Annotated in this window: 19 protein-coding genes; 10 read left to right on the top strand and 9 right to left on the bottom strand. The window is 70.9% G+C overall.

Annotated features, from left to right (window positions below; translation table 11 throughout):
* Positions 1 to 227: 227 nt before the first annotated feature.
* Together AB0D04_RS23625 and AB0D04_RS23620 are read left to right on the top strand one after the other, a co-directional pair.
* Entirely contained in the window at positions 228 to 4,211 is a 3,984-nt protein-coding gene (locus tag AB0D04_RS23625; protein WP_362706604.1) for an ABC transporter ATP-binding protein, read from the top strand.
* Between the two features lie 131 nt (positions 4,212 to 4,342).
* Positions 4,343 to 5,761 carry a S28 family serine protease gene (locus AB0D04_RS23620; RefSeq protein ID WP_362706602.1) on the top strand — a complete coding sequence of 473 codons (1,419 nt, stop codon included), beginning with the start codon at positions 4,343 to 4,345 and terminating at the stop codon, positions 5,759 to 5,761.
* A gap of 94 nt (positions 5,762 to 5,855) precedes the next feature.
* On the opposite strand, the gene AB0D04_RS23615 is transcribed toward AB0D04_RS23620, so the two are convergent.
* The 4 genes from AB0D04_RS23615 to AB0D04_RS23600 all read right to left on the bottom strand — a co-directional run bounded on the left by AB0D04_RS23615 (position 5,856) and on the right by AB0D04_RS23600 (position 10,891).
* Complete coding sequence (locus tag AB0D04_RS23615; RefSeq protein WP_362706599.1) at positions 5,856 to 7,703, bottom strand: glycoside hydrolase family 3 protein; 1,848 nt, start codon at positions 7,701 to 7,703, stop codon at positions 5,856 to 5,858.
* A 180-nt stretch (positions 7,704 to 7,883) separates the two neighbouring features.
* Positions 7,884 to 8,720: a sugar phosphate isomerase/epimerase family protein gene (locus AB0D04_RS23610; RefSeq protein ID WP_362706596.1), complete on the bottom strand. Its 837-nt coding sequence runs from the start codon at positions 8,718 to 8,720 to the stop codon at positions 7,884 to 7,886.
* A gap of 60 nt (positions 8,721 to 8,780) precedes the next feature.
* A complete protein-coding gene (locus AB0D04_RS23605) occupies positions 8,781 to 9,797 on the bottom strand; it encodes a bifunctional helix-turn-helix transcriptional regulator/GNAT family N-acetyltransferase (RefSeq protein WP_362706593.1) in 1,017 nt (338 codons plus the stop codon).
* Positions 9,798 to 9,829: 32 nt separating this feature from the next.
* Positions 9,830 to 10,891 (bottom strand): LacI family DNA-binding transcriptional regulator, encoded by a 1,062-nt coding sequence (locus tag AB0D04_RS23600; RefSeq protein ID WP_362706590.1) that lies wholly within the window; start codon positions 10,889 to 10,891, stop codon positions 9,830 to 9,832.
* Between the two features lie 180 nt (positions 10,892 to 11,071).
* Here AB0D04_RS23600 and AB0D04_RS23595 point away from each other — a divergent pair, with 180 nt between their 5' ends.
* The 5 genes from AB0D04_RS23595 (at position 11,072) to AB0D04_RS23575 (ending at position 18,180) form a co-directional block, all read left to right on the top strand.
* Positions 11,072 to 12,223, top strand: a complete 1,152-nt coding sequence (locus AB0D04_RS23595) for a Gfo/Idh/MocA family oxidoreductase (protein ID WP_362706587.1) — start codon at positions 11,072 to 11,074, stop codon at positions 12,221 to 12,223.
* A complete protein-coding gene (locus AB0D04_RS23590) occupies positions 12,223 to 13,305 on the top strand; it encodes a dihydrodipicolinate synthase family protein (protein WP_362706584.1) in 1,083 nt (360 codons plus the stop codon). Before AB0D04_RS23595 ends, AB0D04_RS23590 begins: the two co-directional genes overlap by 1 nt.
* Entirely contained in the window at positions 13,302 to 14,186 is an 885-nt protein-coding gene (locus tag AB0D04_RS23585; protein ID WP_362706582.1) for a sugar phosphate isomerase/epimerase family protein, read from the top strand. Before AB0D04_RS23590 ends, AB0D04_RS23585 begins: the two co-directional genes overlap by 4 nt.
* Before the next feature lie 320 nt (positions 14,187 to 14,506).
* Positions 14,507 to 16,714: an ATP-dependent RecD-like DNA helicase gene (locus AB0D04_RS23580; RefSeq protein WP_362706580.1), complete on the top strand. Its 2,208-nt coding sequence runs from the start codon at positions 14,507 to 14,509 to the stop codon at positions 16,712 to 16,714.
* A 176-nt stretch (positions 16,715 to 16,890) separates the two neighbouring features.
* Positions 16,891 to 18,180, top strand: a complete 1,290-nt coding sequence (locus AB0D04_RS23575; protein ID WP_362706577.1) for a citrate synthase — start codon at positions 16,891 to 16,893, stop codon at positions 18,178 to 18,180.
* Between the two features lie 469 nt (positions 18,181 to 18,649).
* On the opposite strand, the gene AB0D04_RS23570 is transcribed toward AB0D04_RS23575, so the two are convergent.
* Positions 18,650 to 18,973, bottom strand: a complete 324-nt coding sequence (locus AB0D04_RS23570) for a heavy-metal-associated domain-containing protein (protein WP_362706574.1) — start codon at positions 18,971 to 18,973, stop codon at positions 18,650 to 18,652.
* A gap of 253 nt (positions 18,974 to 19,226) precedes the next feature.
* Between AB0D04_RS23570 and AB0D04_RS23565 the strand changes: the two genes are divergently transcribed.
* Both AB0D04_RS23565 and AB0D04_RS23560 read left to right on the top strand, forming a co-directional pair.
* The gene (locus tag AB0D04_RS23565; RefSeq protein ID WP_362706571.1) at positions 19,227 to 19,916 is read left to right on the top strand and encodes a DedA family protein; all 690 of its coding nucleotides are present in this window, start codon (positions 19,227 to 19,229) and stop codon (positions 19,914 to 19,916) included.
* Positions 19,917 to 20,056: 140 nt separating this feature from the next.
* Positions 20,057 to 20,623 (top strand): GNAT family N-acetyltransferase, encoded by a 567-nt coding sequence (locus AB0D04_RS23560; protein ID WP_362706569.1) that lies wholly within the window; start codon positions 20,057 to 20,059, stop codon positions 20,621 to 20,623.
* Positions 20,624 to 20,636: 13 nt separating this feature from the next.
* Here the strand turns inward: AB0D04_RS23560 and AB0D04_RS23555 are convergent, their stop codons facing one another.
* Positions 20,637 to 21,545, bottom strand: a complete 909-nt coding sequence (locus AB0D04_RS23555; RefSeq protein ID WP_362706567.1) for a sulfite exporter TauE/SafE family protein — start codon at positions 21,543 to 21,545, stop codon at positions 20,637 to 20,639.
* A complete protein-coding gene (locus AB0D04_RS23550; RefSeq protein ID WP_362706565.1) occupies positions 21,542 to 22,615 on the bottom strand; it encodes a Gfo/Idh/MocA family oxidoreductase in 1,074 nt (357 codons plus the stop codon). The genes AB0D04_RS23555 and AB0D04_RS23550 overlap by 4 nt, the downstream gene beginning before the upstream one ends.
* Before the next feature lie 350 nt (positions 22,616 to 22,965).
* Between AB0D04_RS23550 and AB0D04_RS23545 the strand changes: the two genes are divergently transcribed.
* Positions 22,966 to 24,042, top strand: coding sequence for a LacI family DNA-binding transcriptional regulator (locus tag AB0D04_RS23545; RefSeq protein WP_362706564.1), 1,077 nt, complete (start codon positions 22,966 to 22,968; stop codon positions 24,040 to 24,042).
* Between the two features lie 96 nt (positions 24,043 to 24,138).
* On the opposite strand, the gene AB0D04_RS23540 is transcribed toward AB0D04_RS23545, so the two are convergent.
* Positions 24,139 to 25,074 carry a 2-dehydropantoate 2-reductase gene (locus AB0D04_RS23540; protein ID WP_362706561.1) on the bottom strand — a complete coding sequence of 312 codons (936 nt, stop codon included), beginning with the start codon at positions 25,072 to 25,074 and terminating at the stop codon, positions 24,139 to 24,141.
* 77 nt (positions 25,075 to 25,151) lie between these two features.
* Positions 25,152 to 25,358, bottom strand: coding sequence for a MerR family transcriptional regulator (locus AB0D04_RS23535; RefSeq protein WP_362706559.1), 207 nt, complete (start codon positions 25,356 to 25,358; stop codon positions 25,152 to 25,154).
* Positions 25,359 to 25,695: the final 337 nt, after the last annotated feature.

Genomic DNA, 25,695 nt, shown 5'->3' with positions numbered 1-25,695 from the left:
TGCGAGTCCCGCCGCGAGTCGATGACGCATCTGCTTCTTCATGTCACTCAGCGTGACCGAAGTGCGGTCTGTGGACCATCAGGGATGTCCCGCATCCGACCCTGAGACGTCCCCGATGCCGGGTCAGGGTCATCCCCCATTCCTGCCGGGATTGTTGCAGCGGGATGAAATCCGCTCCGCGCGATGTTGCTGACTGTTGGTACAGGTCGAGATGCGGGAGGCATCGGGTGGCGGGGACGGATGAGGACCGACAGGGCTGGGCGCGGCGGCTGACGCGCGACTGCTGGCAGTACAGAAAGAACGTGCTGCTCGCGCTGGGCTCCTCGCTCGCCGGGATGGCCGTGATGGCGCTGGTCCCGCTCGTACCGAAGCTGATCATCGACGATGTGATCGTCCAGCACGACCGCTCCCTCGCACCCTGGGCCACGCTGCTCATCGTCGCCGCGGTCGTCGTCTACGGCCTCACCTATATCCGCCGCTTCTACGGCGGCCGCCTCGCGCTGGACGCCCAGCACGATCTGCGGACCAGGATGTTCACCTCCATCGCCCGGCTCGACGGCCGCCGGCAGGACGAGCTGAGCACCGGCCAGGTCGTCGGCCGCGCCACCAGCGACCTTCAGCTGATCCAGAGCCTGCTCTTCATGATCCCGATGATGATCGGGAATGTTCTGCTCTTCCTGATCTCGCTCATCGTGATGACGATCCTCTCGCCGCTGCTCACCGTCGTCGCGCTGGCCGTCGCGCCGGCCCTTTGGTACATCGCCAAGCGCAGCCGCGCACGTCTCTTCCCTGCCACCTGGTACGCCCAGGGCCAGGCGGCCGCGGTAGCCGGCGTGGTGGACGGCGCGGTCACCGGCGTCCGTGTGGTCAAGGGCTTCGGGCAGGAGGAACAGGAGACCGGAAAGCTGCGCGAGGTCAGCCGCAGGCTGTTCGCCGGGCGGCTGCGGACGGTCCGCCTCAACGCGCGCTACACCCCCGCCCTGCAGGCCGTACCGGCGCTCGGCCAGGTCGCGATGCTGGCCCTCGGCGGCTGGATGGCCACCCAGGGCCAGGTCACCCTCGGTACCTTCGTCGCCTTCTCCACCTACCTCGCCCAGCTCGTCGGACCGGTCCGGATGCTGGCCATGATGCTGACCGTCGGCCAGCAGGCACGCGCCGGTGTGGAGCGGGTCTACGAGCTGATCGACACCGAGCCGTCGATCCAGGAGCGGCCGGACGCCCACGAGCTGCCCGCCGACGCCCCGGCCACCGTCGAATTCGACGCAGTGACGTTCGGTTACGCACCGACATATGCCGAAGACGCCGACAGCGCCGACAAGGCCGAAGACGCAGACAAGGCCGAAGACGCCGACGCCACCCCCGGCAAGCCGGCCGCTCCCGCCCTTCGTCCCGTCCTCGACGACTTCTCGCTGCGGATCGAAGCCGGCGAGACGGTCGCCGTCGTCGGCACCTCCGGCAGCGGCAAGTCCACCGTCTCGCTGCTGCTGCCCCGCTTCTACGACGTCTCCGCGGGCCGGGTCCTGGTCGGCGGCCACGACGTACGCGATCTGACCCTGGACTCGCTGCGGGCCGCCATCGGCCTCGTTCCCGAGAGCAGCTTCCTGTTCTCCGATTCCGTACGCGACAACATCGTCTACGGCCACCCGGACGCCACCGACGAGCAGGTGCGCGCCGCCGCCCGCGCCGCCCAGGCCGACGGCTTCATCTCCGAGCTGCCCGAGGGCTATGACACCAAGGTCGGCGAGCAGGGGCTGACTCTCTCCGGCGGCCAGCGCCAGCGCGTCGCCCTGGCCCGCGCCATCCTCACCGACCCCCGGCTGCTGGTCCTGGACGATGCCACCTCGGCGGTCGACGCCCGCGTCGAGCACGAGATACACGAGGCGCTGCGCGGGGTGATGCAGGGCCGCACGACCCTGCTCATCGCGCACCGCGCCTCCACCCTGGCACTCGCCGACCGGGTCGCCGTCCTCGACGGCGGGCGGCTGGTCGACATCGGCACCCAGGAGGAGCTGGAGCTCCGCTGTCCGCTGTACCGCAGGCTGCTGACCGACCCGGACGAGCTGGGCGACGTCGAGCACGACCCGGCGGGCGAGCTGGCCGGTGCCTTCACCGGCGAGTACGCGGCCACCGGCCTGCTGAAATTCGAAGCGGATGCGCTGGGTGTGGACGAGCTCGAGGCGGACGAGGTCGCCGCGGACCCCGCCGAGCGCCCTGCCTCCGATGGCAAGGCCGCCCGGACCAGGGCGGCCGGCACCATCACCCCCGAGCTGTGGGTCCGCCGTCCGCACGGCACCGAGCCGGGCACGGCCGCCCCGGCGCCCGCGGCAGCTGCGGCGGCCGGGCCCGCCTTCGGCGCCGCGCTGGCCGGTATGCCCGCGACACCCGAACTGCTCGCCAAGGTCGCCGCGCTGCCGCCCGCCACCGACGTACCGGACATCGACGAGGACCTCGCCGTGCGCCCCGAGCGCTCCTACGGCCTGCGCAGGCTGCTGCGCGGCTTCGGCGGCCCGCTGCTCATCGCCCTTGCGCTGGTCGCGGTGGACGCCATCGCCGGACTGCTCGTCCCGATCCTGATCCGCCAGGGCATCGACGAAGGCGTCCGCCGCGGCGCCCTGGCCGGCGTCTGGACGGCCGCGGTGGTCGCCCTGATCGTCGTGCTCGCCCAATGGGCCGCCCAGATCGGCTCCAACCGCATGACCGGACGCACCGGCGAGCGGGTCCTCTACTCCCTCCGCATCAAGATCTTCGCCCAGCTCCAGCGCCTCGGCCTCGACTACTACGAGCGCGAGCTGACCGGCAAGATCATGACCCGGATGACGACGGACGTGGACGCCCTGTCCACCTTCCTCCAGACCGGCCTGGTCACCGCCGTCGTCTCGGTGCTCACCTTCTTCGGCATACTCGTCGCCCTGCTCGCCATCGACGTCCAGCTGGCCCTGCTCGTCTTCGCCACCCTCCCGCCACTGATCATCGGCACATACTTCTTCCGCAAGCAGAGCGTGAAGGCGTACGAACTCGCCCGTGAGCGGATCAGTGTCGTCAACGGCGACCTCCAGGAGAGCGTCGCCGGACTGCGGATCGTCCAGGCCTTCCGGCGCGAGGGACGCGGCGCCGAGCGGTTCGCGGCCCGTAGCGCCGACTACCGCCGGGCCCGCGTCCGCGGCCAGTTCCTGATATCCGTCTACTTCCCCTTCGTCCAGCTGCTGTCGTCCGTCGCCGCGGCCCTGGTGCTGATCGTGGGCGCCGACCGGGTCGGCAACAACACGCTCACCGCCGGTGCGCTGGTCGCCTACCTGCTCTACATCGACCTGTTCTTCGCCCCCGTACAGCAGCTCTCCCAGGTCTTCGACGGCTATCAGCAGGCCTCCGTATCGCTCGGCCGCATACAGGAACTGCTGCGCGAGCCGACCACCACCCCGGCCGCCGAGCGGCCGCGCGAGGTGCCGGCGCTGCGCGGCGACATCGCCTTCGACGGTGTGCACTTCCACTACGGCACGCACGGGGAGCAGGCCGAACAGGCGCTGGCAGGCATAGACCTGACCATTCCCGCGGGTCAGACCGTGGCCTTCGTCGGCGAGACGGGTGCGGGCAAGTCCACCCTGGTCAAGCTGGTCGCGCGGTTCTACGACCCGTCCTCGGGCTCCGTCCGCGTCGACGGCACCGACCTGCGTGACCTGGATCTGACCGACTACCGCCGCCGGCTCGGCGTCGTCCCCCAGGAGCCGTACCTCTTCGCCGGTACGGTCCGCGACGCCATCGCCTACGGCCGCCCGGACGCCACCGACGCCGAGGTGGAGGCCGCCGCCCGCGCCGTCGGCGCGCACGCCATGATCGCCACCCTCGACGGCGGCTACCTCCACGAGGTCGCCGAGCGCGGCCGTAACCTCTCCGCCGGTCAGCGGCAGCTGCTGGCCCTGGCCCGCGCCGAACTCGTCGACCCCGACGTGCTGTTGCTGGACGAGGCCACCGCCGCCCTGGACCTCGCCACCGAGGCCGTCGTCAACCAGGCCACCGCCCGCCTCGTCGGCCGCCGTACGACACTGGTCGTCGCCCACCGTCTGACCACCGCCGCCCGCGCCGACCGCGTCGTGGTGATGGACCGGGGCCGGGTCGCCGAGGACGGCACCCACGCCCAACTCCTCGCCCGCGACGGCCGGTACGCCGAGCTGTGGCGCACCTTCACCGGGGAGGAAGAGTCGCTGGTGGCCTGAGTTCCGGCACCGGCAGACCAGGGCGGTACCCCCCTTCAGGGGGGTACCGCCCTCCGACTCAAGGGGGCTGGTGGAGCCCCGGACCCACCGATAGGTTCGGCCCGACCTTTGCTATCCCAAGGGGAGGGCCCATGCGCAAGGCCATCAGATGGCTGCTGTCGCTCACCGTGCTCATAGGCACGGTAGGAGCCGGCAGTGCCACGGCAGGGGCGGCCACCGCCGCCGCGCCGAAGACCAAGGACATAAAGGACCGGATCCTCGCCATACCGGGGATGAAACTCATCGAAGAGAAGCCGGTCGACGGCTACCGCTACTTCGTCCTGAATTACACCCAGCCGATTGACCACCGGCACCCCGAGGAAGGCACTTTCCAGCAGCGGCTGACCGTGCTGCACAAGTCGGTGGACCGGCCGACGGTGTTCTTCACCTCCGGTTATAACGTCAGCACCGAAGCCACCCGCAGCGAGCCGACGAAGATCATCGACGGCAATCAAGTCTCCCTCGAATACCGCTATTTCACCCCGTCGCGGCCCAAGCCCACCGACTGGAAAAAGCTTGACATCAAGCAGGCGGCGAACGACCAGCACCGTATATTCCGGGCGCTGCACAGCATTTACGGCAAGAACTGGATAGCTACCGGCGGCAGCAAGGGCGGCATGACCGCCACCTACTACCGGCGATTCTTCCCGCACGACATGAACGGCACCGTCGCCTACGTCGCGCCCAATGACGTCAAGAACGACGAGGACTCGGCGTACGACCGGTTCTTCAAGAACGTCGGGACCGCGGAGTGCCGCACCGCCCTCGCCGCCATCGAGCGCGAGACGCTGGTGCGTCGCAAGGAGATGGTCAAGCGCTTCCAGGCGTGGGCGGAAAAGGAAAAGCAGACCTTCAAGACGGTGGGCAGCGCCGACCGGGCCTATGAAGTCATGGTCACGGACCTGGTGTTCGGGTTCTGGCAGTACCAGCCGGCCGAGACCGCCTGCGCCAAGGTGCCCGGGCCGACCGTCTCCACAAACGAGCTGTGGAAGTGGATGGACGAGGTCGGCGGCTTCGCGAGCTACACCGACCAGGGCATGGAGTCGTACACGCCGTACTACTACCAGGCGGGGACCCAGCTCGGGGAGCCCGGTTATGGCTATCCGCAGCTGGAGGGCCTGCTGAAGTACCCGGGTATCAACAATTCCCGGACGTTTGTGCCGAAGGACATTCCGATGCGTTTCGACAAGCGCGCGATGCCCGATGTCGACCGCTGGGTGCGTCATCACGCGAACCGGATGATGTTCGTCAACGGCCAGTACGACCCGTGGAGTTCGGAACATTTCGCACTCGGTAGCGGCGCCCGCAATTCCTATGTGTTCACCGTGCCCGGCGGCAATCACGGCTCGAACATCGCAAAGCTGAAGGAAGCCGACCGGACCAAGGCCACCGCCGAACTCCTCGACTGGGCCGGCGTCCGGGCCCCGGACGGCAAGCTCGCCGCACCGGCCCCGTACGACAAGAAGCTGGACCGGCAGGAAATCCGCAGGATGCCCATGCTGCAGCCGTAAGGACTGAAGGCGGTCAGGAAAGCAGCACGCAAGGGCGCGCTCCCCGCACGGGGGGCGCGCCCTTGCCGTACCGCACCTTCCGGCCCATCCGGTATCAGTACGTCAGCCCATGCCCTATCGGATACAGCACGGTGCCCGGCGCATCCGCCCGCATCACCGGCACCGGAAGCCTCCCCGTCGGTTTCCGCTGCCCGGCGATGACCCGCGCCGCGGCCCGTAGCTCCACATCCGTCCAGGAATAGCTCGCCAGGCCCGCCCTGACGTCGTCCAGCTGCGCGATGTCGTACGGATTGCGGACCGCCAGCTGCACCACCGGCTTCCCGGTGGCCAGCAGCGCGCTGACCAGCTGCCGCTGGGGCGAGTCCGCGGTGACGTTGTACGTGGTCACCACGGCCGCGTCCCGTTCACGGAGCGCCTCCACCGCCTGGTCGATCAGCGTCTGCGTCGGCATCAGGCCGGTGGAGAGCGCGGTGGCCGTGAAGCCCAGCTCGCCGAAAGTGTTCGCCAGGACCGTCGTGGGCGGGCCACCCGTGCCCGACGGCGCGGCCGCGTCCACGCCCGCCACCAGCACCTTCCGCTCCCGGCGACGGGACAGCGGCAGCACGCCGTCCGTATTGCGCAGCAGAGTGGTGGTGCGGTCCGCGATACGGTCCGCGGTGTCGAGATGACGGCGGACGCCGACCACCCGGTCCACCGCCTCCTGAGTGGTGTAGGGGTTGGTGAAGAGCCCGCGCCGGTCCTTCAGCAGCAGGATGCGCAGCAGCTTGGCATCGATATCCGGCCAGGACAGCTCACCCTCCTGCAGCGCCTTGAGGACGGCGCCGTGCGCGACGGCGATGTCCGGTGGGTTGAGGAGCTGATCGACACCGGCCTTGAGGGCCAGGACCGGCGCGCGGGCGTCGCCGTACTTCACCCGTACGCCCTCCATGCCGAGCGAATCCGTCACCACCACACCGTTGTAGCCGAGGCGTTCGCGCAGGATGCCCGTGAGGATCGGGCGGGAGAGCGTGGCCGGGTCCTCGCTGGCGTCGAAGGAAGGGACGACGATGTGCGCCGTCATGATCGAATCGATCCCGGCGGCGATCGCGGCCTGGAACGGCGGCGCGTCCAGCCGCGCCCACTCCTCGGCGCTGTGGTGGATGTACGGCAGCCCGACATGGCTGTCGGTGTCGGTGTCGCCGTGCCCGGGGAAGTGCTTGGCGCAGGCCGCGACCCCGGCGCCCTGATAGCCCTTCACCTCGGCGGCGACCAGCCGTGCCACGGCCTGCGGGTCGGCGCCGAAGGAACGCACCCCGATGACCGGGTTGGCGGCGTTGACATTGACGTCCGCGTCCGGCGCGTAGTCCTGCCGGATGCCCATCGCATACAGCTCCTCGCCCGCGATCCGGGCCGCCGTACGGGCATCCTCACGCGAGCCGGACGCGCCGAGCGCCATCGCGCCCGGGAAGAGCGTGGCGGGCGCGCCGATCCGGGTCACTATGCCGTGTTCCTGGTCCGTGGAGATCAGCAGCGGTACGGGCACGCGCTGCGCGGCGCCGGCCTTCTGGATGCCATTGGAGAGGTCGGCGATCTGGTGCGGCTCGCGGGTGTTGTGTGCCCAGCCGAAGTAGATGATGCCGCCGACGTGGTACTTGGCGATCAGTTCGGCGGCGTTGGCGACCCCGATCTCCTTCTGGTTCGCCTCGACATCGGCCGGGTCGGGGTCGGTCGCGGAGTGCCCGTAGAAGCGCATCACCAACAGCTGGCCGACCTTTTCCTCCGGCGCCATACGGGAGATGAGCCGGCGCAGCCGGCCCTCGGTGTCCGGGGTGGGGGCGGTGGAGGGGGAGGTCAACTGGCGCCCGATGGTGGCCCCGGCGGCCTGCCCGGGGGCGGCGCCGGTGGCGCAGGCGGCGGCCGCGGCGGCCGCGGCGCTGGTCAGGAGGGTACGTCTGGAGTGCATGTGCGCTCCTTCCGGAGGGCTTCCTCGGCGAAGTGAAGGAAACTTCCAAGGAGACACGGATAGCCGGAAAACTACTGCCGGTCAATGACTCGGAACGTGGTGGCGCCCAGGGATTGCGGGGCAGCGGGGGATGTGTGAGGGGGGCGGGAGGCCGGGCCCGTGCGGCCGGTCGGGAGCGGGTCAGGGCGCCGGGGCGGCCGCAAGAAGCCGCTGGAGGTGGGCACGGCCCGCGGCCAGGAGGGCGGGGAGCCCGGCCGCCTGCGGGTACCAGCGCCTCTCGTACTCCCAGCAGAGCCAGCCGCCGGGGCCGCCGCCGTTCCCGAGCGCGGCCAGGACGTCCGCGAGCGGCAGCCGGCCCGCGCCGAGCGGCAGGGGAGAGGTGTTCTGCGCCGAGGCGACATCCTTGACCTGGGTATAGCCCAGATACGGGGCGAGCGCGGTATGGGTGTCCGCGGGCCGCTCGCCGCCGAGCCAGCTGTGCAGCACATCCCACAGGGCGCCGACCTGGGGATGCCCCACCCGGTCCAGGATGCGGGCCGCGGCCGCGCCCGTACGGTGCGAGTCATGGGTCTCCAGCAGGACGCGGACGCCCCGGGCATGGGCGAGCGGCGCCACCGCGGCCAGCCGGCGCACGGCATCCGTCTCCGCCTCGTCCGCCGGACGGTCGCCGCCACCGGGGAAGACCCGTACATACGGCGCCCCCAGATCGGCGGCAAGCAGCACCAGCTCGGTCAGCTCCTGTGCCAGCTCCTCCTCACCCCCCGCGTCCCGGACAGCGGCGACCTTCGGATATCCGGCGACGGCCAGGATCTCCACACCGGCGTCCGCGAACTGCCGCCGTACCGCGGCCCGTTCCCGCATCCCGAGCAGCGGGTGCACCGGCTCCTCGGGATGCGCGCGCAGCTCCACGCCCTGATACCCGGCCCCGGTGGCCAGCCGCAGCACATCGGCCACCGGCATCCCCGGCACGCCGAGCGTCGAGAACGCGAACCGCACCGCACCGTCCGTAGCGCCCATGCCGCACACCCCTGCCGTTTCTCTGCCGCCTCTTACGCAGTTCCTGGCGTCACCGTGGCATCACAGGACCAGACGCCAGTCCTGGCCTATCAGGTCCTGCCCGAAGCTGTGGTGTTCCGACTCGCTGACCAGCTCGAATCCGGCCCGCTGATAGATGCTCCGGGCGGCGCTGAGCACCGAGTTGGTCCACAGCACCATGTCGTCGTACCCGGCCGCGCGGGCGAACTCCACACAGGCGTCGACGAGCCGGCGGCCCACACCGTGGCCCCTGGCGCCGGGCTCGACCAGCAGCAGCCGCAGCCGGGCCGCCCCGGGGCGCTCGTCCCGTACGCACATCACGGCGCCCACCCGCTCGCCGCCCAGCTCCGCTATCCAGGTGCGGTCCCACTTCGGGTCGAAGTCCTCGGCGTACTCCGCGACGATCCGGGCCACCAGCGCCTCATAGCTCAGATCGAAGCCGTACTCGGCGGCATAGAGGGCGGCGTTGCGCTCCACCATCCAGCCGAGGTCGCCCGGCCTGCTGGTGCGCAACGTGACCTCGGGCGCCGGGCCGGTGGGCGCAGGGTCCTCGCCGAGCACCCTGCGGATGGTCTGCATCGAGGCGACCAGACACGCCCGGTCCGCGTCCGGAAGCCGCCGCAGCAGCGAACCGGCGGCGTCCTGCGAGCGCTCCTCCAGCAGACCGGCCGCCTCCTGGCCGCCGTCGGTCAGCGTGATCCGCTGGCGGCGGGGGTCCCGCTCCGACCTGCCGCGCGTGATCAGCTCCCGTTCCTCGAACTTGCCGAGAAGCCGGCTGAGATAGCCCGCATCCAGCGACAGTGACGAGCGGAGATCGGCGGCATCCACTCGCTCGTGGTGGGCGAGCTCGTACAGCACCCGGGCCTCGGTGAGGGTGTACGGGGTGTAGAGATGCCGGCCGTAGTCCAGCGCGCCGATGAGGTTGGTGTAGAAGCGGTTGAATCTGCGCAGCTCGCGGATGGCCGGATCGCCCGCCGTCGGCCGCGGCGTCCCGCCCGTGGCCGTCCCGGCCGCCGTCGTCTCGCTCGGCGTCGTGTCGCTCGTTGTCCTGGTCATCATCGCCAACCCCCGGCCGCATATCTTTGACTGAGTCAAGTGTATGCGATGGAGGTCGATTCGCGCACCATCAATTCCGCGCGCAGGGTCGCCAGCCCGCCCGGCGGCCGTTCCTCGCGCCCCGCCGCCAGCCGGCCCGCCCGCGCCCCGGCCTCCTTCAGCGGCAGCCGGACGGTCGTCAGCGCGGGCGCGGCGTCCGCGCTGAAGGGAAGATCGTCGAATCCGGCGACGGACACGTCCTCGGGGACGCGCCGCCCCTGGTCGCGCAGCGCCGCGCAGACCCCCAGCGCGGCGGTGTCGTTCGCCGCCACGATCGCCGTCAGGCCGGCATCCCGGCGCAGAAGTTCCACCGCGGCGTCGTAACCGGAGGCACGGTCGTAGGCGCCGTGGACGGTGCGCCGCGGCGCGTCCTCGAGGTCGTGCGCGGCGAGCGCGGCGCGATGGCCGGCCAGGCGTTCGGCGGTGGTGGTACGGCCGGCCGGCCCCGCCACACAGCCGATCCGGCGGTGCCCGAGGCCGATCAGATGTGCCGTCAGCTGCCGGGCGCCGCCCCGGTTGTCGAACGCCAGGGTGGTGAGCGCGGGGGTGTCCCCGACGCCCCGCGACATGTCCGCCGGGCGGCCGCAGAGCACGATACGGGTGCCTCCGCCGGCCAGCCGCGCCAGCCTGGCGGCCAGCGTCCGCGTATGCCCGGCATCCTGTGAGGCGCTGCCGGTCAGGACGACGGCGGCCGCCCGCTGCCGCTGCAACAGGGTGAGATACCGCAGTTCACGCTCGGGTGAGCCGCCCGTATTGCACACCACGGCCAGCTTCTCGCCACCGGGTCCGGCCGCACCGCTCAGCTCCGCCTGGAGGGCGCCCGCGATGATCCCGAAGAACGGGTCGGCGATGTCGTTCACCAGGATGCCCACGAGGTCGGAACTGGCCGCGGCCAGCGCGCTCGCCGGGCCGTTGACCACGTACTCCAGCTCCTCGACGGCACGCTGCACCCGGCTGCGGGTGCTTTCGGCCACCGGGTAATTGCCGCTGAGCACCCGCGAGACGGTCGCCGCCGACACCCCGGCGCGCGCCGCCACATCCGCCAGCGTGACCGTCATCGGCTTCTCCCCATGTCCCGCCCCATGCGCCCCGCCCTCATGCCCCGCCCCATGCCCGCCCCTTGTTGGTGTTTCGCCGCGCAGGCTAGCGTCCCTCGCGGTAGAAAGCGCTTGCTAGGTCAGCACGAACCTCACGCACATCCCGCATCCCATCCCGCACCGCACGAGAGAGGCCGGACCGTGACACGCACGACCGTACGCATCGCCATGAACGGCGTGACCGGACGCATGGGCCACCGCCAGCATCTGGTCCGCTCCCTCCTCGCCCTGCGAGAACAAGGCGGCCTCGACCTCGGGGACGGGACGGTGATCTGGCCCGAACCCGTCCTCGTCGGGCGCTCCGCGCACAAGCTGCGGGCCCTGGCCGAACGGCACGGCCTCCAGGACTGGAGCTGCGACCTCGACGCCGTACTGGCCGACGACAGCATCGACATCTACTTCGACGCCCAGGTGACCGCCGCCCGCGAGGAGGCGGTGAAGAAAGCGATTGCTGCCGGCAAGCACCTGTACGTCGAAAAGCCCACCGCCACCGGGCTGTCGGGCGCCCTGGAGCTGGCCAGGGCGGCGCGGGACGCCGGCGTCAAACACGGCGTCGTCCAGGACAAGCTCTTCCTGCCCGGACTGCGCAAACTCCGCCGCCTGGTGGAGGGCGGATTCTTCGGCCGCATCCTGTCCGTACGGGGCGAGTTCGGCTACTGGGTCTTCGAGGGTGACTGGCAGCCGGCGCAGCGCCCCTCCTGGAACTACCGCGCCGCGGACGGCGGCGGCATCGCGGCCGATATGTTCCCGCACTGGGAATACGTCCTGCACGAGCTGTTCGGGCCGGTCAGGACCGTCCAGGCGCACATCACCACGCACATCCCGCGCCGCTGGGACGAGTCGGGCACGCCGTACGACGCCACCGCCGACGACGCCGCGTACGGCATCTTCGAGCTGGCCGGCGGGACCGTCGCGCAGATCAACTCCTCCTGGGCGGTACGGGTGCACCGCGACGAACTGGTGGAGTTCCAGGTGGACGGCACCGAGGGCTCGGCCGTCGCCGGGCTGCGCGGCTGCCGCGTCCAGCACCGCTCCAGTACCCCCAAACCGGTGTGGAATCCGGACGTCCCGGCGTCCGAGCGGTTCCGCGAGCAGTGGCAAGAGGTCCCCGACAATGCCGAGTTCGACAACGCTTTCAAGGCGCAGTGGGAGCTGTTCCTGCGGCATGTCGTACGCGACGAGCCCTGGCACTGGGATCTTGCGGCGGGGGCCCGGGGCGTCCAGCTCGCCGAACTCGGCCTGAAGTCGTCGGCCGAGGGCCGCCGCCTGGACGTTCCGGAAGTGGCCCTGTGATGCCGACGGCCGGCTCCCGTACGGTCTTCGCCGCCGCCCATGTGGTCCCCGACCCGCGCGCCGACACCACCCCCGACGGACCCGCCGCCCTCGACTGGGACGCCACCCTCGCCTTCCGCCACCACCTGTGGTCGCACGGCCTGGGGGTGGCCGAGGCGATGGACACCGCGCAACGCGGGATGGGCCTGGACTGGCCGGCCGCCGCCGAGCTGATCCGCCGCTCCGCCGCCGAGGCGCGCACCGTCGGCGGCCGGCTGGCCTGCGGTGTCGGCACCGACCAACTCCCGCCCCACGGCGCTTTCCTGGAGGATGTCAGGGCCGCGTACGAGGAACAGCTCGGGCTCGTCGAGGACGCCGGCGGCCGCCCTGTCCTGATGGCGTCCCGGCAGCTCGCCGCGGCCGCCACCGGACCCGACGACTATGCGGAGCTCTACGGCCACCTGCTGCGCCAGGCGGCCGGACCGGTCATCCTCCACTGGCTGGGCCCCATGTTCGACCCGGCCCTGGAGGGCTACTGGGGCAGCACGGACCTCGACGCCGCCACGGACACCCTCGTCCACCTCATCGCGGACCATCCGGGCAAGGTGGACGGCGTCAAGGTCTCCCTCCTGGACGCCGGACGCGAGGTGCGGCTGCGCCGCCGGCTGCCCACGTCCGTGCGCTGCTACACCGGCGACGACTTCCACTACCCCGAGCTGATCGCGGGCGACGACCACGGCTTCAGCGATGCGCTGCTGGGCATCTTCGACCCGCTGGCCCCTCTGGCCGCCGAGGCCGTACGCCTCCTGGACGGCGGGGACCGGGCGGGCTTCCGGGCGGCCCTGGACCCGACCGTCGCCCTCTCCCGGCACCTCTTCCAGGCGCCCACCCGCTACTACAAGACCGGCGTCGTCCTGCTGGCCTGGCTCGCCGGGCACCAGTCGCACTTCAGCATGGTCGGCGGCCTCCAGGCGGCCCGCTCGCTGCCGCATCTGCGGCGCGCCTACCAACTGGCCGACGGGCTGGGCCTGTTCCCCGACGGAGAGCTCGCCGCCGCCCGGATGGCCAAGCTGCTCGCGGTGTTCGGGATGGAGGGCACATGAGCGCCGACGGCACCCCCGGCCGCCGCAACCAGGACGACGACGGGCCGCTCTCCCGGCTGAGCCTCAATCAGGAGACCCTCAGGCAGTGGTCCCTTCCGGAGCTGGCGGACGGGTGTGCGCGGGCGGGCGTAGGGGGCGTGGGCCTGTGGCGCGCGCCGGTGCAGGACTACGGGGTGGCGGCGGCCGCCAGGCTCGTACGGGACACCGGGCTCGAGGTGACCAGCCTGTGCCGCGGCGGGTTCTTCACCGCCGAGGACCCCGGGGAGCGCGCGGCCGCCCTGGCGGACAACCGGGCGGCCATCGAGGAGGCCGCGGCCCTCGGCACCGGCACCCTGGTCCTGGTCTCCGGCGGCCTGCCGCCCGGCAGCCGCGATCTGGCCGGCGCCCGGGAGCGGATCGCCGAGGCGCTCGCGGAGTTGGCGCCGTACGCCGCCGAACGGGGCGTACGGCTGGCGATCGAACCGCTGCACCCGATGTACGCGGCGGACCGCTGCGTGGTCTCCACGCTCGCCCAGGCCCTCGACCTGGCCGAACGGTTCCCCGTCGACCAGGTGGGCGTGGTGGTGGACACCTACCACCTGTGGTGGGACGACACGGTCGGCGCGGGGATCGCCCGTGCGGGCGGTGCGGGCGGGGGCGGCCCGCGCATCGCCGCCTTCCAGCTGGCCGACTGGGTCACCCCGCTGCCCGAGGGGGTCCTGCTGGGGCGCGGGCAGCTCGGCGACGGGTCCGTGGATCTGCGCTGGTTCCGGGAACGGGTGGACGCGGCCGGCTACCGGGGTCCCATCGAGGTCGAGATCTTCAGCCCGGCGCTGTGGGCACGGGACGGGGCGGAGGTGCTGGCCGAGATCGTGAACCGCTTCGCAGCGCACGTCGGGTGACCCTGGCCGCTTACCCGCACGCCACCTCCGAAAGCGCCCCTTGTGGCCAACCCTCTCGGGCCACCTCCGAAGGCCTTTCGAAGGGCACCCCCGAAGGCCACCTCCGGTAGCCGGGAATTAACTCAGCGGATGCGCAACCGTTGGCGGCTCAGGAAGGTCATAGCTGGCGTCGGCCTCAACGGGGGCGGAACCGGGGGGATCCGGAGGCCGGCGAGAAGGGGGGGAATCGAGGGGCCCGGCCATCAGGCGGGCCCCTCGATCGCGCCCAAGGACCCGCTGCGGCCGGACGCGTTGTCAGACCCTGGCGGTACGGTCGGGGCATGGTCAACGCATCGGTGGTGGAAGGGGTCCTCGAGCGGATCACCTACGCCAATGAGGAGAGCGGCTACACGGTCGCGAGGGTCGACACCGGCCGCGGCGCGGGCGATCTCCTCACCGTTGTCGGGGCGTTGCTGGGGGCGCAGCCGGGGGAGTCGCTGCGGATGGAGGGGCGTTGGGGCTCCCACCCGCAGTACGGCAAGCAGTTCACGGTCGAGAACTACACCACCGTCCTGCCGGCCACGATTCAGGGCATTCGCCGCTATCTGGGCTCCGGGCTCATCAAGGGCATCGGCCCGCGGATCGCCGACCGCATCGTCGAGCACTTCGGCACGGACACGCTCGATGTCATCGAGAAGGAGCCCGAGCGGCTCATCGAGGTGCCGGGCCTGGGCCCCAAGCGGACGAAGATGATCGGCGCGGCGTGGGAGGAGCAGAAGGCCATCAAGGAGGTGATGGTCTTCCTCCAGGGCGTCGGCGTCTCGACGTCCATTGCGGTGCGGATCTACAAGAAGTACGGCGACGCCTCCATCTCCGTCGTCCGCAACCAGCCCTACCGCCTGGCCGCCGACGTCTGGGGCATCGGCTTCCTGACGGCCGACCGCATCGCGCAGTCCGTGGGCATTCCGCACGACAGCCCGGACCGGGTCAAGGCGGGCCTGCAGTACGCGCTGTCGCAGTCGACGGACCAGGGGCACTGCTTCCTGCCCGAGGAGCAGCTGATCGCGGACGCGGTCAAGCTGCTCCAGGTGGACACCGGCCTGGTCATCGACTGCCTGGCGGAGCTGGCCGCCGACCCCGAGGGCGTGGTCCGCGAGCAGGTGCCCGGCAGCGACGGTGAGCCGGTCACCGCCGTCTATCTGGTGCCGTTCCACCGTGCGGAGATCTCGCTGGCCGGGCGGCTGACCCGGCTGCTGCGCGGCGGCGAGGACCGGATGCCGGCGTTCCGGGACGTGGACTGGGACAAGGCGCTGGCATGGCTCGCCCGGCGTACGGGGGCCGAGCTGGCGCCGGAACAGCAGGCGGCGGTGCGGCTGGCGCTGACGCAGAAGGTCGCGGTGCTCACCGGCGGGCCCGGCTGCGGCAAGTCCTTCACGGTCCGGTCCGTGGTGGAACTGGCCCGCGCCAAGAAGGCCAAGGTGGTGCTGGCGGCGCCCACCGGCCGGGCGGCCAAGCGGCTCTCGGAGCTGACCGGGGCGGAGGCCTCCACGGTCCACCGCCTGCTGGAACTCAAGCCCGGCGGGGACGCCGCCTATGACGCCGAGCGGCCGCTGGACGCCGATCTGGTGGTCGTCGACGAGGCGTCGATGCTGGACCTGCTGCTGGCCAACAAGCTCGTCAAGGCGGTGCCGCCCGGCGCCCATCTGCTGCTGGTGGGCGATGTCGACCAGCTGCCCTCGGTGGGCGCGGGCGAGGTGCTGCGGGATCTGCTGGCCGAGGCGGGCCCGGTGCCGTCCGTACGGCTGACCAGGATCTTCCGCCAGGCGCAGCAGTCCGGAGTGGTGACCAATGCGCACCGCATCAACTCGGGGGTGCCGCCCCTGACGACCGGACTGAAGGACTTCTTCCTCTTCGTCGAGGAGGACGGCGAGGAGGCCGGGCGGCTGACGGTCGATGTGGTGGCGCGGCGGATCCCGGCGAAGTTCGGGCTCGACCCGCGCCGCGACGTCCAGGTGCTGGCCCCGATGCACCGCGGCCCGGCCGGTGCGGGCACTCTGAACGGCCTGCTCCAGCAGGCCGTCACCCCGGCCCGCCCCGATCTGCCCGAGCGCCGGTTCGGCGGCCGGGTCTTCCGCGTGGGCGACAAGGTCACCCAGATCCGAAACAACTACGACAAGGGCCGCAACGGCGTCTTCAACGGCACGGTGGGCGTCGTCACGGACCTGAACACCGACGACCAGCGGCTGACGGTGCTCACCGACGAGGACGAGGAGGTCCCCTACGACTTCGATGAACTGGACGAATTGGCACACGCGTATGCCGTGACGATCCACCGCTCGCAGGGTAGTGAGTATCCAGCGGTGGTGATTCCGGTCACGACCGGAGCGTGGATGATGCTCCAGCGCAATCTGCTGTATACCGCCGTAACCCGGGCGAAACGCTTGGTGGTGCTGGTCGGCTCCCGGAAGGCTCTGGGGCAGGCCGTGCGCACCGTATCCGCCGGTCGGCGGTGTACGGCGCTCGATCACCGGCTCGCCGCTGCGATGTGATGTCACTCCTCTTTCCCAATCAGGGCGAAGGGGGGCAGGATGGACACCAATGCGGCACTGAGTGCCGCGACTGGGCCCTATGGCCGACCCCGAGTGCACATCCAAGGTCCAAATGGGGGAAGGTATAGGCAGTCAGGGCACCTCGAAGAAGAGGCACAACGTCGGTGAGGGATGACGTGAGCGACAACTCTGTAGTACTGCGTTACGGGGACGGCGAATACAGCTACCCGGTCGTCGACAGCACCGTCGGCGACAAGGGCTTCGACATCTCGAAGCTGCGCGCCCAGACCGGTCTGGTGACCCTGGATTCCGGTTACGGCAACACCGCGGCATACAAATCCGCGATCACCTATCTCGATGGTGAACAGGGAATTCTTCGTTACCGCGGGTATCCGATCGAGCAGCTCGCAGAGCGCAGCACGTTCGTCGAGACCGCATACCTCCTGATCAACGGTGAGCTGCCCACCGTCGATGAGCTGTCGGCCTTCAAGCAGGACATTACGTACCACACCCTGCTGCACGAGGACGTCAAGCGCTTCTACGACGGCTTCCCCCGGGACGCCCACCCGATGGCGATGCTGTCGTCGGTCGTCAGCGCGCTGTCGACCTTCTACCAGGACAGCCACAACCCCTTCGACGATCAGCAGCGCCATATCTCCACGATCCGGCTGCTGGCCAAGCTTCCGACGATTGCGGCGTACGCCTACAAGAAGTCGGTCGGCCACCCGGTCGTCTACCCGAGCAATGACCTCGGGTACGTCGAGAACTTCCTGCGGATGACCTTCTCGGTGCCCGCCGCCGCATACGACCTCGACCCGGTCGTGGTCGGCGCCCTGGACAAGCTGCTGATCCTGCACGCGGACCACGAGCAGAACTGCTCGACCTCCACGGTGCGCCTGGTCGGCTCCTCGCAGGCGAACCTCTTCGCCTCGATCTCGGCCGGTATCAATGCCCTGTGGGGCCCCCTGCACGGCGGCGCCAACCAGTCCGTGCTGGAGATGCTCGAGGGCATCCAGCGCGACGGCGGTGACGTCGACTCCTTCATCCGCAAGGTGAAGAACAAGGAAGACGGCGTGAAGCTCATGGGCTTCGGGCACCGCGTCTACAAGAACTTCGACCCCCGGGCGAAGATCATCAAGGCGGCGGCGCACGACGTCCTCTCCGCGCTCGGCAAGTCCGACGAGCTGCTGGACATCGCCCTCAAGCTGGAGGAGCACGCGCTCTCCGACGACTACTTCGTCTCGCGCAAGCTCTACCCGAACGTCGACTTCTACACCGGCCTGATCTACCGGGCCATGGGCTTCCCGACCGAGATGTTCACCGTGCTCTTCGCGCTCGGCCGGCTGCCCGGCTGGATCGCCCAGTGGCACGAGATGATCAAGGAGCCCGGTTCCCGCATCGGCCGCCCGCGGCAGATCTACACCGGCGTCGTCGAGCGCGACTTCGTGCCCGTCGAGGAGCGCTGACGGCCCCGCCCTGACGGCCGGCCCCGCGCGCAGAAACGAAAGCGCCCCGCCTCCGGATCCCCCCACGGGTCCAGAGCGCGGGGCGCTTCCCATGTCCCGGATTGGATTCCCCCCACGGGATCCGTCCGGGCGTTCCGGGTTGCACCGCGATCTGACCGGGACGCGCACATTCGGGAGGGCCGCTCAAAGCTCCCCGGGCGCGTCGCCCCGGCCACGCGTAGCCGCACTCGATCCCCCAAGATCTGCACGGCCTGTGCAGTGCAGGCCCCACCGGGGTGCCTGCACTGCCCGGTTAGACTCACGACCCCCCTCAATGGTTACGTTCCCATGAGTGTGATCTGGGTCTCTTGCCATAAAGGACGAATGCGGTCAAGGGTTACGAGCTGGAGATCGGTGCGTCGCCGTATGGGTGTTGTGTCAGTTGTGAGAGCTATGTGAAAGTTCGCGCCCGCAGACCGTTGGTGCGGTGTCAGGCTCGGCCTGCGAGCTCGTAGCCGGCCTCGTCGACGGCCGCGCGCACGGCCTCGTCGTCGAGGGCGCCGGCCGAGGTGACGGTGACCAGCCCGGTGGCCGCAACCGCCTGCACCGAGGTCACTCCCTCGATCTCGTCGATCTCGGACGCGACGGCCCCCTCGCAGTGGCCACAGGTCATGCCGGCGACCTTGTACGTGGTGGTCACCTCGCCGGTCTGCGTGGCGCCACCGGTGTCCGGGTGGCAGGAGCCCTCGGAGGTGCAGCAGGAGCCGTTCGCCGGGGCGGCGGTCGCGTCAGGGGTGGCAGACGTGGCAGTCATGGAATTCTCCTCGTGGTGCCGATGTGCGCTGTGTGTTCGGTGCGTGCCGCGCGTTCTCTGTGTTCCGTCTGTCCCGCGCGGTGCCGGTGCCGAAAGGCCGGGAGGGCCACCGATGATGGCCGGCGCCTCCCAGTACTCACTGTATACCCCTAGGGGGTATGTATCCAACCCTGACCCGCCACGCGTTGCCGTACACCCCGCCACGCGTCAGCCTTGGGGTACGGACTCGGGGCAAAGCCGAGGAGGCGGCCGGATGGACGTATTCGCCTACGGCCTGCTGGTACTCACCACCCTGCCACCGCTGGTCCCCAACTCGGCGTTGCTTGTCACAGCCGGAGTACTCGCCTCCCGGGGTGAGGCGTTCCTCCCCCTGATCCTGCTGGTCGTCGCGGGCAGCGCGCTGTTGGGGGACGTCCTGATGTATCTCCTCGCGCGGCGGTTCGGCGGGCCCGTACGGTCCTGGATGCAGCGCCGCCCCCGCCGCCGGGCACTGCTGGAGTGGACCTCCACCCACATCCAGCGCTACGGCCTGCCCTTTGTGATCGGCGTACGGTTCCTGCCCAGCGGCCGGATCGCCGGCGCCCTGGCCTCCGGAGTCCTGCGCTACCCCCTGCGCAAGTACGTGATCGGCGCGGGCTTCGCCGAGGCGCTGTGGGCGGCCTACTCGGTCGGCCTCGGCTACATGGGCAGCGCCGCCGCGGGCGATCCGCTCTACGCGGCGGGCATCGGCATCGGCGTCTCCTGTGCGGTGGCCGCGGTGGGTACGGGCATCCAGTGGGTGTCCCGCCGCCGTGCCATGCGGGTACCGGCCGAGGAGGACGGCGGGGCGGAGGCGGGCGAGGCGCCGAAGGGTGCGGGCGAGGGGGGCGATAACGGGGCGAACGGCCGCGGGGGATGTGCCGGGGTAGCCGCCCGCCAGGGGGCGCCGGACCGGGCCCGGTGACTGCTCGGGGGTCCGGGCGACAGCCGCGACAAGGCCGCTGACCAGCGGATTCGCCATCCTTGCCGACTCCAGGGGGCGGGCCCGTGGCCCGCTGGCCCAGTGGCGGCTGATTGTCAGTGGCAGGTCCTACCGTTGACTGCATGACGAGGGGAACAGGCGCACCCCGGGTGCGGATCGAGGAGTGGACGGCGGACGACATCGACCTGTTGCGCAGGCTCAACACGCCGGAGATGACCGAGCATCTCGGCGGCCCGGAGACCGAGGCGCAGCTGGTCGCCCGGCACGGGCGGTATCTCGGACTCGACGGGGCGGGACGGATGTTCCGGATGGTGCTGACGGAGGCGGACGAGACGGCGGACGGCGCGTCGGGGGACGGCAGACCGGAGGACCGTGCGGGGGAGACGGTGGTCGGATCGGTCGGCTACTGGGAGCTGACCTGGCGGGGCGAGCGGGCGTACGAGACGGGATGGGGCGTGCTGCCCGAGTTCCAGGGGCGGGGTATTGCGGCGGCCGCGGCACGGGAGGTCATCACCGTGGCCAGGGCCACGGGGCGGCACCGGCATCTGCACGCCTTTCCTTCGGTGGCGCACTCCGCGTCCAACGCCGTGTGCCGGAAGGCGGGATTCGGCTTCAGGGAGGAGTGCGAAATCGAGTACCCCAAGGGACATCTGATGCGGGCCAACAACTGGCGGGTGGAGTTGGCCTGATGGGTCAACTCCCTTAGGAAAGCAGCAGGTTGAGGCTGGAGAGGGTGGTGAAAGCCAGTACCAGCCGTTCGAAGAGGGCCTGGTCGATGCGGTGCACGCACGCCCGTCCGACGACCGCGCCGACGAGTACGGCGAGTGCGAGCGCCGCGTCCAGTGCCAGGGCGCGGGGCGTGATCAGGCCCAGCGCGATGCTGAACGGCAGCTTGAAGAGATTGACGAGCAAAAAGAACCACGCACCGGTGCCCAGAAACACGAGCATGGAGAAACCGGAGGTGAGCAGATAGAGCGACATGGCAGGGCCGCCCGCGTTGGCGACCATGGTGGCGAAACCGGCGACCAGACCGAAGAGCAGCGCCTGAAGGTGCGGTGCCTGAACGTGCGGTGCCTGAAGGTGCGGTGCCTGAACGTGCGGGGCCGGTACGGGCGGTGGCTGTACGAGTGGTGGCTGCCCGTGCGGTGGCTGCCGGCGCGGTGCCCGTAGGAGCCGGGCCGGTACGGGCCGTTGGCGGCGGGCGGGCGCGGGCATCGCGCCGTCCGCGGGCGTGACCTGGCGCCGCTCCCGCGCCCGCCGCCACAGGTGATGCAGCACGATCGTCAGCAGCAGCGCGCCGATGGTGCGGCGGACGACCGTGTCATCGGTCCGGGCGACGAAAACGGCGCCGAGCAGGACGCCCGCCGCCACCGACGGCAACAGCCGCAGCAGGGCGGGCCAGTCGGCGTGCCGACGGTAGGCGCGGACGGCCAGCACGTCGCCGACGAGGAGCAGCGGCAACAGCGCGCCGGTGGACTCCTTGGCGGGGAGTACGGCCGCGAACAGTGCGACGCTGAGCGCGCCCACGCCGCTGACGGCGGTCTTCGAGACCCCCGCCAGCAGCGCGGCGAGCACCAGCGCCCCGAGGCCTATGACACCGGGGTCGGTCACGCGCCCGGCGCCGTACCGCCGCTGCCGTCCGCGGCCTCGCCGACGGCTCCTTCGACGGCCCCGGCGACGGCGCGGACGTCTGCAACGGCGACCGGCTCGCCGGTCCGCCGGGAGCGTTCGCATGCCTCGGCGACATACAGCGCCTCCAGCGCCTCGGCGGGCGAGCAGGGGTTCGCCGCCCGGCCCGCCGCGACCTCGGTGAAGACGCCCAGCTCGGTGACGTACGCGTCGTGGAAGCGCTCCATGAACGTGGCGTACGGGGTGGCCGACCGCCGCCACGACAGCTCCGGCTCCGCCGACGGCAGCGGTGCGCGGTCGTCGAGGCCCACGAAACGGGCGCCCTCGGAGCCGCAGACCTCCAGCCGTACATCGTGGCCCGCACCGTTGTAGCGGGTCGCGGTGACGGTCGCGAGGGTGTCGTCGTCGAACCGCAGCAGCGCCGCGCAGGTGTCGACGTCATCGCCGTCGGCGAAGAAGGACGCGCCGCGGTTGGCGCCCTGGGCGTAGACCGAGACGACCTCGCGGCCGGTCAGCCAGCGCAGGATGTCGAAGTCATGGATGGAGCAGTCCCGGAACAGCCCGCCGGAGGTGGGGATATAGCCGGCCGGCGGCGGCGTCCCGTCACTGGTGCAGGCGCGCAGAGTGTGCAGCCAGCCCAGTTCGCCGGAGAGCAGCGCCTCGCGGGCGGCGCGGTAGCCCACGTCGAAACGCCGTTGGAAGCCGATCTGCACGGGCACGGTTCCGGCCTGCGCCCGCTCCACCACGCCGATGGTGCCGGGCACGTCCAGCGCCACCGGCTTCTCGCAGAACACCGGCACCCCCGCGTCCAGGGCCTGATGGATGAGCGCGGCATGTGCGCTGGTCGCGGCCGTGATCACCACGCCGTCCAGGCCGTCCGCGTACATCTCCTGGACACTCGCGGCCGCCTGTACGCCGAGCGACTCGGCCAGCGAGACGGCACGCGCGGTGTCCGCGTCCGCGACGACGAGGCCGGTGACGCCCGGGACGTTCTGGAGGGTCGCGGCATGGAACGCGCCGATGCGCCCGGTTCCGATCAGGCCGATCTTCATGGTCGGGTCCTTCCAGGTTGGGGGGAATGGCTGGTGAAGCGGCGGTGCGAAGGGGGGAGCAAGCGGCCGTGGGAACGGACGTGGGAACGGCCTTGGGAACGGACGTGGGAACGGCCTTGGGAACGGACGTGGGAACAGCAACCGGAGCAGCAAAACTGGAACAGCAACTGGAACAGCATCCGGAAACGGAAGGGGAAACGGGATTTGGAACGGTCCAATGCGTCGTTTCCGGCACCCTGCATGTCCGGATGTCTGCATGTCAACCCCTGCGAACCTCCGCGGTAAAGGGCAATCGGGCGACGCAGGCGCGCGCGTTGACGCCAACCTGAGCCGATGGAAGGATCCCGCTCATGGAACGGTCCAACCCGCGGCCCGCGGACCGCCCCCCGACCATCCGCGGCGTTGCCGAGCGCGCCGGCGTCTCCAAGTCGCTGGTCTCCCTCGTCCTGCAGGGCTCGCCGCGGGTCAGCGACGCCAAGCGGCAGGCCGTCCTGGCGGCGATCGACGAGCTCGGCTACCGGCCCAACGCCGCCGCCCGCAGCCTGGTGGCGCGCCGTACCCACACCGTCGGCGTGCTGCTGAACGACATGCGTAACCCCTGGTTCGTCGAGCTCCTGGACGGCCTGAACTCCGTGCTGCACGCCCATGGCCTGCGCATGCTGATGGCGGACGGGCGGCTCAACCGCCGTACCGGCGAGGATTTCACCCGCGCGTTCCTGGAACTGCGGGTGGACGGGCTGGTCGCGGTGGGCACCCTGCCCGACACCGCCGCGCTCGGCGAGGTGGCCGAGCGGCTGCCGACCGTCGTCGCGGGCAGCCACGAACCGCGGCTGCCACGGGTGGACACCGTCGCCAACGACGACGAACGCGGCGCCCGGCTCGCCACCGAGCACCTCATCGGGCTCGGCCACCGCCGGATCGCCCATATCGCCGGCCAAGGAAGCGTCGGCGCACTGCGTCGGCGCGGCTTCGAGGCGGCGATGCGCGAGCACGGGCTCGGCGAGGAGATGACGGTCGAGGCGAGCGACGCAACCGAGGACGGCGGCTACCGGGCGGCCGTCCGCATGCTCGGCGGCCAGGCGGGCGCGGGTTCCGGCGCGGGCGCGGCCGCGGGCCCAGGCGCGGTCCGTGAACGCCCCACCGCCGTCTTCGCGTTCAACGACATCTCCGCCGTCGGCGCACTGTCGGCCGCGCAGGAACTGGGCCTCGAGGTACCCCGCGACCTCTCCCTGATCGGCTGCGACAACACCTCTCTCGCCCGCATCCGGCACCTGTGGCTGACCACCGTCAACAACGCCAGCGACGACGTCGGACGCCGGGCCGCCCAGTGCCTGCTGGCCCGTATGGAACGCCCCGACCGCCCCGCCGACCGCCCGATGGTGGTCCCCTCCCTGGAAATCCGCGGCTCCGCGGCACCGCCCCGATAGGAACCCCGAAGGCCCCGGTAGGAACCCCGAAGGCCCCGTTAGGAACCGGGAAGACCCGCGTAAGAGCCTCGAAGGCCCCGTGGGAGCTTCGAGAACTCAGCCCCGCAGCTCGTGGTCGACCGCCCGCAGCAGGGCGAGCAGCATCCCGTTCAACGGGGTGGCGATGCCGTGCCGTTCACCGGCCCGGACCACCGCGCCGGTGATGTACTCGTGCTCCAGGGGGCGGCCCGCGAGGCGGTCGTAGAGCATCGAGGAGCCGCCGTCGGGCGGAGCGATGGCGTAGATCTCCAGGGTGTGCGTGACATCCGGCTCGCCGATGTCCGCGCCCTCGGCGCGGGCCACCGCGGCGGCCTCGCGCAGCAGGTCGCGGGCGAGCGCCGTCACCCCTGGGTCGGCGAAGACACCTATCCGCTGCTGGAGGAGGGCCGTGATCGGATTGGCCGCAAGATTGGTGAACAGCTTGCGCCAGGCGGCCGTGGTGAAGTCGCGGACCGGCCGCACCGTCAGTTCGCTGCCCGCCAGCAACGCGGCGAACCGTTCCGCCAACGGTCCCTCGGGTACCTGCAGTTCGCTGGCGATGTGATGGCGGATATGGCCGGGCGCCGTCCGCTCCGCCGAGATGTACGCCACGACCGGCAGGATCTCGGTTCCCTCGGGGACGTACGGGGCGACCCGTTCCTGGTGGCCGACGCCGTTTTGCAGCACCGCCACGGCCGTACCGGGACCGCACAGCCGCCGCAGCCACCCCTCGGCACCCGCCGTGTCCTGTGCCTTGGTGGTCAGCAGCACCCAGTCGACGGGCGTGACCTGCGCGGGGTCGGTGGCGATCGGTACCGGCGCCGTGCGCACCTCGCCGCCCGTCTCGATGGTGAGACTGTCCACGGCACTGCGTACGCACACGGTGACGTCGAGGCCGGCCCAGTGGGCGAGGGCGGCCGCGTAGCCACCGATCGCACCGGCACCGATCACCGCGACCCGGGCGGACGAGGGCGGCTGCGCCGACGACGGTTCTTGCGCTATCGGGTGCGTCATGCCGCGATCGTAGGCCCCCTGGCGGGCGGGGCCTACGATCTACGGATCCTTGGTCACGGCATACGGTGGCGGGGCGGTCAGTCCGCCCGTTCCCGCCGCCCCCGGTGGCCGGGCCGGCGCGCCACCCAGGCTCTGACCGTATCGGCGAACCAGTACGGCTTGCCGCCCTCCACCAGATCCGGCTCCGGCAGCAGTCCGTGCTTGCGGTACGAGCGCACGGTGTCCGGCTGCACCTGGATATGTGCGGCGATCTCCTTGTACGACCAGAGCCTCCGGTCGGTCATCTCTGCGCACCTCCTTGGCGCCGTGCGCAGGGTCGGCCAGGGGAGTCGGCGGGGGCTGCGTACGGCTTGACGGTCACTCAGCCTGTGCCCGGTCAACGACACTCAGTGAGCAGCGGGGAGCGGCTGTTGAACGGCTGTGACGGAAGACCCGCGTAACGGTGACAGCCGTGACGGCGGCGGGACAGCCGTGACGGTGACGGGACGGCTGTGACGGTGACGGGACGGGCGTGACGGTGACGGAGCGGCCCTGGCACCAGGGCGGTGCGACACAGGACGGCGGGCCGCCCCCGGGCCAGGCCGGGGGGGCCCCCCACTTGGGTGGTGACGCAGAGCCGGA

The organism is Streptomyces sp. NPDC048483 (assembly GCF_040651455.1).
GTDB lineage: Bacteria > Actinomycetota > Actinomycetes > Streptomycetales > Streptomycetaceae > Streptomyces.
Note: the sequence above shows the minus strand (reverse complement) of the source record. Positions and strands in the feature narration are given on the sequence as shown.